The following is a 7,983-nucleotide window of genomic DNA, read 5'->3' as shown; positions in this document are numbered from 1 at the left end:
AAGTGGCTACTTAGTAGCTCTTCTGTTTTGATTAGTTTATTTTTTTCTATGTTTTTAATTTCATTAGTTAAATACAGCAATTCGTTTTCTATGCCTGTAAGCACTACATTTACAGAAAAAGTGTAGCTACGGGTGAGTAATACAAGTTGGTTATAAGCTTGTTTTAAGCTTGTTGTTTTATTGGAGAGGGATTCATTTATTACAGAGGTGCTCGTTAGTTTTTTATGTAAGTGATTTAAGTTTTGTTTTACATTTTGTGCTTCATCAAAATTAGGTTTATAGAGATAGCTTATAATTGCGTGTTTTAAATTACTTATTGTGAGTAAAACATCGTTAAAAATAACTTTATTATCATTGTTTGAAGACCCTTCTAAATCACTAATTGTTACCTGTAGGTCATCAATAGGCTGTTTGAACTGAGTAGTGTAAAGGTGTTCGCGTTTTTGTCTGTTTACGACAACTTGGCCAAATGTATCTTGGTAATTATTTAGATACTCGCCAAGGCGTATTAGTGAGTTTTGATACTCAGGGGTCTGGTTTTGAGTGTTTGTTTTTAGCTGCTCGAGATTTAGATTTGCCTTATTTAAATAAAAATTAAATTTGGTAATCGTATTTTCATTTGCATTGTCAATAAATGAAACTGCATGCCCTTGCAGGGAAATAATATCGTTTTCTAAGTGATTCACAGCTTCACTTTGAATAAGCGCGTTATGCTGCGACTTTTGCAAGTTAAGTAAGGACGTTTGCGAATAGTTAAACAAATAGCTTTGTAAAAGAAGTAATCCAATCAGCGAACACAAAGCTAATATTATTTTTGATTTAATTGAATTTATTATCATTATCGGCTAATCAACTCATACCATTTTTGTAGACTGTAGTCATAGGTTGGCATAACTGTATTCCATACTGCTACATTGCTAAAGCGTTTATAGTAACTACCACCATTACGTTGCGCACCAGCTTTAATAGCTACGTCGCCATTTGTATTTAATAAGTCTATGTTTGTTGCTTTTCCACCGTACCAGTAATCCCATTCGGCCGGCGATAAGAGTAGTTTAGAGCGTTGTGGGTTACTAATGTAATAACCTTGGCGAGCAATAAATGCACCAGGCCAGCCTGAAAGCCACCAATTCATATAATCGTAAGCTGCATCTTTTACGCTACTTTGTGTTTGTGACGATAAACACATAACACCATGCCAGCCTCGGTAGCCTTCTTTTGGCGCGGCAAAACGAATATTAATATTTTGGCTGTTTAACGCAGAGACGGCAGGCGAAAACATACTTTCTATATGGGCTCGCTTACTTCTCATAAATTCAATCGACTCAGGAACCGAGTTCCAATAGCCACTAAAGTGACCTTGGCGTTTAAAGTCGAGTAATATACTAAACAATCTATCAAGTTCTGGGCGAGTCATCGCACCTATATTTTTAAATTTTATAAGCCCTTTACTTTGCGCTGCTAGGGCTAGGTCAAAGAGTCCAATGGTAGGCGCATTTACGATAGCTACTTTACCTCTGTTCTCGTCATCAAGCAGCCAACTCCAGCTTTCGGTTTCGTATGCTATACCGGGCTTAATAAAATCGATGTTGTAACCAAAAGAGTCAACATTATGCACATAAGGTAAAAAGCTAATATGATCGCTTTCTTGTGAGCTTAATGTGCCATCGGGTTGAACATTTAATAATTTATAGGGAGCATCACCTGCACCAATACTTGCAGTTTCGGTTAGTTTTCCCGTTTTAGTAAGTGGATTTATCTCGTTAAAGTAGGTGAGTCGTTTTTTTTCTATTGGCTGTATAGAACCTGCATCCCAAAGCACATTAATGCTGTTTGACCATTGTTCGTATAAATCAAAGGAGCTAGGGTCCATTGATGCCTTTTGCAAAACAGCAGCGCTGCCTGCGGGAGTAAATTCTATATTAATACCCAAGTCACTCATCGCTTGTTTGCGGATAGCCTCTTGGAGTGTTACATGCGTACCAAGTACTCTTAATGTGACTTTTTTTCGAGCAAAAACATAAGGCGCATGTGTTATTGCACCAGCTGTTAAACCTATTGCAGCTAGCTTTTTTAGCGTTGAACGCTTAGGTATGTCCATGTTAAGCCTAAAGTACTAATGTGTGACATTATGTATAGCTAAGAACTTGTAAAGACACAAGTTGAATGGATAAATTTAAAATTATATAAAATGAAAACTAGAATAGTAGGGTGTCAAAAAATAATAAAAACAATGGAAAAATAGAAGAGTAGAGCGAATTTGAAAAGGAGTAGGAAAGTGGTGGAGCTAAGCAGGATCGAACTGCTGACCTCCTGCGTGCAAGGCAGGCGCTCTCCCAGCTGAGCTATAGCCCCACATTCCTAAATTACATATAATGTAACTGCTTGACTGCTGAGTTCCAAGCGGGACGAACTTTAAGTTTTTTTATAAATTTGGTCAAGTATTTTTTCGTAAATTTTCACTGTTTACGTCAATTTTTGTTAGACTCGGCTTAATTCAAAACTAAAACGATAAAAAACAATGAAAAAATGTGTTCTAGCGCTTATGGTTTTACTCGCTGGCTGTGCCTCAAATGATGAGCCGCCTTTTGAAATAAATAATAAACAGTTTCACGAAAAGCAAGATGAGCAAGGCAATAAGCTTTTTGCTTATGTTGTTTCGGTAAAAGCTAAGCATCGTGAAAACTTTAACCTAGACCGTGGTCCTAACAATAGACCAAGCCGTGGTGAGGTTAAGCAGTATATAGAGAAAGAGCATTTTGAAGAGTCGAGCATTCTGAAGTTGCAGCTAGAAGATCAAGCAGTTGAATTATTAAATCAAGAGCTAAAAGAGCGTGAGTATTGCGATAACAAACATGAAGTTAATGATGTTTTATGGCGAGATTTGAGCGTACAGCTAAGAGGACGTTGCTTGTAATATGTTGGCTGATAAAACTAAGTTAGCAGAGCTTTTAGTGGACCTAAATATTACTTACGATGCAATAGAACATCCGCCGCTACATACTAGCTTAGCGGCTGATGAGTTTATGATTGAGCGCCCAGGTACTCGTCTTAAAAACCTATTTTTACGCGATAACGAAGGCAAGCGACACTTTTTAGTTATTACAGCGCACAATAAGCAACTCGATTTAAAGGCACTATCAAAGCAACAAGGGCTTTCGCGTTTAGGGTTTGCATCGAGTGAACGCTTAGCAACGTATTTAAAAGTGGCTCCTGGGTGTGTATCTATGTTGGCTCTTTTAAATGATAAGCAAAACGAAGTGAGCTTATGGGTCGATCAAGATATTTGGGGTGGTAATTTGTTTCATTGTCATCCGTTTGAAAACACCCAAACATGGTTGCTTAGTAAAGCTGATTTAGAAACATTTTTTAATCACACAAAGCATCAACCGCGCGTTGTATTTTTACCCTCAAAATAAGCCCACATAATTAACGATAAACCGCATAAGCAAACCGCGAGCAGCGTAAACATAAACGCTGTTTGCCCATGATGTTGGTATACCACACCGGGTAATAACGACCCCAATGCCCCACCACTGTAATAAAACGATACATATCCGCCATTGGTTACGCTTGGCGGAGCTTTACTTATTTTATTAACGAGCGGTGCGGCAGTTGAGTGAATCACAAACATAGCGCCACAAAACAAAGTAAATGCGATTAAAAATAAGCTAAGCTGGTGGCTCATTAATAAAATAATACTCACACTATAAAAACTAAATACCGCAGTTAATAAATGCCAAGGCGAAGGGACTTTTTTAAGTAACCAAGGTGCAGCAATCGAGGCGAGGGCACCAACTAAATAACCACTGTAAACTAAACCTATGTCACGAGTATTGGTAATTAAAAATGTGTTTTGTAATATAAACGGTAAGTAATTAAGTAGTGCAGCAAAGCAAAAAAACATACAAAAAACGGCACCGTACACTTTAAGGATAGCCCCTTCTTTAAGCTGTTTAATGTAGTCCAGTGGTGAAAGCTGAGACTTTGTTGCTGGGTTCGAAAATTGAGAATGTTTGATTGTTAAAGCTAAAAAAATAAGCATAAAAGCAATTACGTAATAAAAGCTCTGCCAATTCCATAAGTCGCTAAACAAAGCTGCGAGCACACGACCAAAGTAACCACCAACTATACTGCTACCAATATATAGGGTCATGTTTTTTTGAAGTGTATCAGCGCTATAACTCATACCTATATAGCTAGTCATTGCTGTTAAAGCTGCGGGGAGCGTTAGACCTTGTAAAAATCTGACTAATAATAAAAGCTCAAAGCTAGGTACATAAATAAAAAGTAAGCAGCTAAGGCCTAAAAGCACCATTGCAATACGTAATATAAGTAATGGATTTATTTTTGCTAAAAATAAACCATAAACGAGCGGGGCAATGGCTAAGGGCAGCATAGTTGCAGTCATTAAGCTGCCAGCTACCGCAGGTGCTACATTAAATTCGCTCGCAAAAAGGCTAAGTAGGGGTTGCGGTGCATAAAGCACAAAAAATATAAATACCGAGCAAACGAGTAGATGAGGTAAACGCATTATATGGCTTGTGCATTTGCTGATTGGTTGCGTGGCATTGTATTAAAAATTGTTTTTAATTCATAATTAAAACCATAGTCATTGCGCTATATCATGGTTTGTTTTAACTAGTTTGCTAGATTAATGTCGATAGCGCTGTTATTTGAACTCGTTGGTGATTAAAATAGCGATAATATTAGTTTTTAGTGGAACAAAGCCATGGGTTCATTACAAGACCAATTGCTTCAAGCAGGATTAACAACATCGCATAATGCTAAAGTTGCTAAATCAGAAAAGCGTAAGCAACAAAAAAAGCAAAAGAAAGGGGCTACTAGCAACCCAAGTGATCTGCAAAAGCATATTCAACAAACCAAGCTAGAGCAGCAAAAAAAAGCTGAAGAGCTTAACCAAACACGCCAAGTAAGCTTAAAGCAGCGCGAGCAAGAAGCGCGTGTTAAACAAATTTTAGAGCACCACAACCAAGACGCTATTCGTGGTGAGCGCACATTTAATTTTACTTATCAAAATAAAGTAAAAAATATCGACGTAAACGAGAAAACGCAAAAAGCGTTATCGGGCGGTCGTTTAGCTATTTGTGTACTAGAAGGGCAATTTTACGTATTAGACGACGAACCAGCACGCAAAGTGGCTGAAGTTGACGAAAAGTATATTGTTTTTCATGTAGAGCCAGAAAACAAACCAAAAGATGAAGATGACCCGTACGCAGACTTTGAAGTACCAGATGATATAGTGTGGTAATAGTCCATTAAGGGTAAGCTCATTTTTATTTGCTAAAGTATATAAAAGTGAGACAGAAACGAGTTAGCGGTTTTTGGTTAAGTTGATCGTCTAGCGTCGTTTCGTACGTATGCTTTTTATTTGATTGTTTACTACAATCAATAGAACAGTTTTTCTAACCGTCAAAAAAGAAGAGTAAATACAATGAGCAAGATGAAAACACTACTATTAGGCGCGGGCATTACTTTAGCCGCAAGCTTCTCGTTTAATGCAGCTGCTGCCGATGGCGCTGCACTCTATACCGCTAAAAATTGTCAAACTTGTCATGGCGCTGAAGGTAAAGCACCAATTATGGGTATGTACCCTAAACTAAACGGTCAAAACAAAGATTATTTAGTAGCGCAAATGAAAGATATTAAGTCAGGTGCACGTAATAACGGTATGACCATGGCTATGAAAGCAATGGTTGCAACGGTAACTGATGAAGAGTTTGAAGCAATTGCAGATTACCTAGCTAACGTAAAATAATTTACGCAGTTATACCATTTTAATACAATTGGTATTTTAGTTTTACAAACAGCCACACAATAGTGTGGCTGTTTTGTTTGGTGTTTGCTATAAAATAGAGACTGCTTTAGACTTCTAAACATCTGTTCGTACAGGTTAATAATGTACGTTTTTAAAAGGCTTATTATGTTTGATTTACCCCAACTCGATTTAAAAAATAAAGTATCGGCACAAGAGTGGCAACTGCGTATTGATTTAGCTGCGTGTTACAGACTGGTAGAGCACTTTCGTTGGGGGGATTTGATCTATACGCATTTATCAGCACGTTTGCCTGGCACCGATCATTACTTAGTGAATGCCTTTAGTTTAACCTTTGATGAAGTAACTGCGTCTAATTTAGTAAAGGTCGACTTAGCCGGTAACATTATTGACGATACGCCATTTAGTATTAATCCTGCTGGTTTTACTATCCACAGTGCGATTCATGAGGTACGCGAAGACGCTCATTGTGTTATTCACCTTCATACTAAAGAAACAATCGCAGTCGCTACACAAAAAAATGGTTTATTACCGCTTAGCCAGTATTCAATGTTTTCACTGCCATCGCTTTCTTACCATGGCTACGAAGGGCTTGCGGTAAATGACGATGAGAGAAAAGTACTGCAAGACGATTTGGGCAGCACTAACCATATGTTATTGGTAAACCACGGTGGCTTAACAGTAGGCCCAACTGTGGGTGATGCGTTTATGCGTTTTTATGATTTACAACGCGCGTGCGAAATACAATTAGCGCTACAATCAAGCTCGCAAGAGGTTATTGAAGTGCCGCAACCTATAATCGACAATATTTATAATCAAGCAAACGTAGTACACAGTGGTAGCACTGGCGGGCAACTTGCGTGGCCTGCTATGTTACGTAAAGCGTATCGACTTGACCCTAGTTTTGCAAAATAACCCATAGCGGTTAATAAGGAATTTTAATGAAAGTAAATCGCGTTGAAGTATTTGATATTCACTGTCCTGATAGACCTTCTTGGACGCCTGTGTTTGTACGTATTCATACTGATGAAGGCATTAGTGGTGTTGGCGAAGCAGGCCTTGCTTACGATTTAGGCCATAGTGCTGCTGCTGCAATGATTAAAGAAATGGCCGATGCCTTTTTAATTGGTCACGACCCATTTCAAACAGAAAAATTATGGTCACGTATGCTACGTGAGAGCTTTTGGGGCTTAGGCGGCGGACCTGTTGTATACGCAGCCATGAGTGCTATAGATACCGCGCTTTGGGATATTAAAGGTAAAGCGCTTGGTTTGCCTGTATACCAATTACTGGGTGGTAAAGTTAACGATAAATTACGCACCTACGCATCGCAATTACAGTTTGACTGGGATAGCGAATTTAAAGCGCTAGTACAGCCGCAAGAATATGCAGAAGCGGCTTTAAAGGCGATGGCCGAAGGTTACGATGCAGTAAAAGTAGATCCAATTCAGTACGATAAAGACGGCAATACTTATTACGACCGTACAAAAATAATCTCACGTACTGAAATGAAGCTATACCGTGCGCGTATGCAAGCTATTCGCGAAGCAGTAGGCGACGAAGTAGATATTATTTTTGAATGCCACAGTTTACCGGGTGTTACAACCGCCATTCAGTTGGGTGAAATTGCAGAAGAATTTGACTGTATGTACTTTGAAGAGCCAGTTAACTATTTAAACCATTCATTACATGCAAAAGTAGCAGATAAAGTTAATGTGCCAATTGCTGGTGGTGAACGTTTGTATAATCGCTGGGGTGTGCGCCCGTACTTAGAAGATCAAAGTATTGATGTTCTACAACCTGATATTGGTTTATGTGGTGGTTTTACCGAAACCAAAAAAGTGTGTGATTACGCTGATATTTTTGATGTGCGTATTCAAGCTCACGTATGTGGCGGGCCTGTTGCAACGGCAGCATCACTGCACTTAGAAACGGCTATCCCTAACTTTTTGATTCATGAGCACCATACTTATGCGATTAAAAAGTGGAACCGCGAGTTATGTTTACAAGACCCACAACCTAAAAATGGTTTCTTTGAAGTATCAGAAGAGCCTGGGTTAGGTATTGAATTAAACGATGAGATTGTTATGCGTTCTCAACGCGTAGAAATAAAATAATAGCCTTTTAACCTAACTTTAGGTTATACATTAAAAAGCCGGTAAGTGATTAGTCACTTACCGGCTTTT

8 protein-coding genes, 1 tRNA gene and 1 pseudogene are annotated in these 7,983 nt (G+C 38.5%); 6 read left to right on the top strand and 4 right to left on the bottom strand.

Annotated elements, in window-relative coordinates:
* The 3 genes and pseudogenes from GQR46_RS12935 to GQR46_RS12925 all read right to left on the bottom strand — a co-directional run.
* Nucleotides 1-839: pseudogene (locus tag GQR46_RS12935) on the bottom strand (hybrid sensor histidine kinase/response regulator); the annotation flags it as partial.
* Complete coding sequence (locus GQR46_RS12930) at nucleotides 839-2,101, bottom strand: extracellular solute-binding protein (protein WP_165741165.1); 1,263 nt, start codon at nucleotides 2,099-2,101, stop codon at nucleotides 839-841. The pseudogene GQR46_RS12935 and the gene GQR46_RS12930, both read right to left, overlap by 1 nt.
* Before the next feature lie 178 nt (nucleotides 2,102-2,279).
* Nucleotides 2,280-2,355 (bottom strand) — tRNA-Ala (locus GQR46_RS12925).
* A 166-nt stretch (nucleotides 2,356-2,521) separates the two neighbouring features.
* Between GQR46_RS12925 and GQR46_RS12920 the strand changes: the two genes are divergently transcribed.
* Together GQR46_RS12920 and GQR46_RS12915 are read left to right on the top strand one after the other, a co-directional pair.
* Nucleotides 2,522-2,917 (top strand): hypothetical protein, encoded by a 396-nt coding sequence (locus tag GQR46_RS12920; protein ID WP_010554359.1) that lies wholly within the window; start codon nucleotides 2,522-2,524, stop codon nucleotides 2,915-2,917.
* A 1-nt stretch (nucleotide 2,918) separates the two neighbouring features.
* The gene (locus GQR46_RS12915) at nucleotides 2,919-3,419 is read left to right on the top strand and encodes a prolyl-tRNA synthetase associated domain-containing protein (RefSeq protein ID WP_165741164.1); all 501 of its coding nucleotides are present in this window, start codon (nucleotides 2,919-2,921) and stop codon (nucleotides 3,417-3,419) included.
* On the opposite strand, the gene GQR46_RS12910 is transcribed toward GQR46_RS12915, so the two are convergent.
* Nucleotides 3,386-4,534, bottom strand: a complete 1,149-nt coding sequence (locus tag GQR46_RS12910; protein WP_165727106.1) for an MFS transporter — start codon at nucleotides 4,532-4,534, stop codon at nucleotides 3,386-3,388. The genes GQR46_RS12915 and GQR46_RS12910 overlap by 34 nt on opposite strands.
* A 198-nt stretch (nucleotides 4,535-4,732) precedes the next feature.
* Here GQR46_RS12910 and GQR46_RS12905 point away from each other — a divergent pair, with 198 nt between their 5' ends.
* The 4 genes from GQR46_RS12905 (at nucleotide 4,733) to GQR46_RS12890 (ending at nucleotide 7,914) form a co-directional block, all read left to right on the top strand.
* On the top strand, nucleotides 4,733-5,272 hold the full coding sequence (locus GQR46_RS12905; RefSeq protein WP_002957867.1) for a DUF2058 domain-containing protein: 540 nt from the start codon (nucleotides 4,733-4,735) through the stop codon (nucleotides 5,270-5,272).
* A gap of 183 nt (nucleotides 5,273-5,455) precedes the next feature.
* Nucleotides 5,456-5,779, top strand: a complete 324-nt coding sequence (locus GQR46_RS12900; RefSeq protein WP_002957866.1) for a c-type cytochrome — start codon at nucleotides 5,456-5,458, stop codon at nucleotides 5,777-5,779.
* A gap of 165 nt (nucleotides 5,780-5,944) precedes the next feature.
* A complete protein-coding gene (locus GQR46_RS12895) occupies nucleotides 5,945-6,712 on the top strand; it encodes a class II aldolase/adducin family protein (RefSeq protein ID WP_165741163.1) in 768 nt (255 codons plus the stop codon).
* Nucleotides 6,713-6,738: 26 nt separating this feature from the next.
* The gene (locus tag GQR46_RS12890; protein WP_007375956.1) at nucleotides 6,739-7,914 is read left to right on the top strand and encodes a mandelate racemase/muconate lactonizing enzyme family protein; all 1,176 of its coding nucleotides are present in this window, start codon (nucleotides 6,739-6,741) and stop codon (nucleotides 7,912-7,914) included.
* Nucleotides 7,915-7,983: the final 69 nt, after the last annotated feature.

It is taken from the genome of Pseudoalteromonas sp. Z1A6, assembly GCF_011378745.1.
Classification (GTDB): Bacteria; Pseudomonadota; Gammaproteobacteria; order Enterobacterales; family Alteromonadaceae; genus Pseudoalteromonas; species Pseudoalteromonas arctica.
This window is presented reverse-complemented; position numbering and strand designations above follow the sequence as displayed.